The organism is Cellulosimicrobium cellulans (assembly GCF_007679345.1).
Lineage (GTDB): Bacteria > Actinomycetota > Actinomycetes > Actinomycetales > Cellulomonadaceae > Cellulomonas > Cellulomonas cellulans_A.
The window spans coordinates 1-580 of sequence record NZ_VEGH01000035.1; the positions used below are offsets into that span (position 1 = coordinate 1).

Sequence of the window (580 nt, forward strand, 5' to 3'; positions counted from 1 at the left end):
CCCGGCCGGCCGAGCCGATCCCGACCGCCACGCTCACCCCGGTGAGCGACCCCGAGGCCAGCACGGCGCCGACCGAACCCAATCCGACCGCGCCCACGCCGAGCGAGGCAAGGCCGAGCGAGACAGCGCCCACCGGGTCCACGCCGGCCGCGCCCACCCCCAGCACCACGCCCGCACCCGACACCACCTCGACCGATGACGTCCCACCCGCGCCCGCGACCGCGCCCAGCAGTGCGCCCGCGCCTGCGGCCAGCAGCGCGTCGGCCGCCGCGCCCGCTGCCAGGACGGAGCCCGCACGCAGCACCACGCCGACCGTGCCTGCGCCGGCCGTGCCGGTCCCGAGCGTGCCGGTCCCGGGCGTGCCGGTTCCAGGCGTGCCCGCGACCGACCCCACGACCGCCACCGCGCGCCGCAGCTGCACCCGCTGCACCGGACGCCCCGGCGCCGAGGTCAACCTCACCATCGCCGCCTCCACCCTCCTGGGCCTGGACGACCAGCCCGCCGACCTCGACGGCTACGGACCCATCGACGCCGTCCGCGCCCGCGCCCTGGCCGACGGCGGCACCTGGCGGCGCATCAT

2 pseudogenes are annotated in these 580 nt (G+C 79.1%); one reads left to right on the forward strand and one right to left on the reverse strand.

What is annotated here, in order from left to right:
- Positions 1-307, reverse strand: a pseudogene (locus FS882_RS20705) (hypothetical protein); the annotation flags it as partial.
- 67 nt (positions 308-374) lie between these two features.
- Here FS882_RS20705 and FS882_RS20710 point away from each other — a divergent pair.
- Positions 375-580 (forward strand): annotated as a pseudogene (locus FS882_RS20710) (hypothetical protein); the annotation flags it as partial.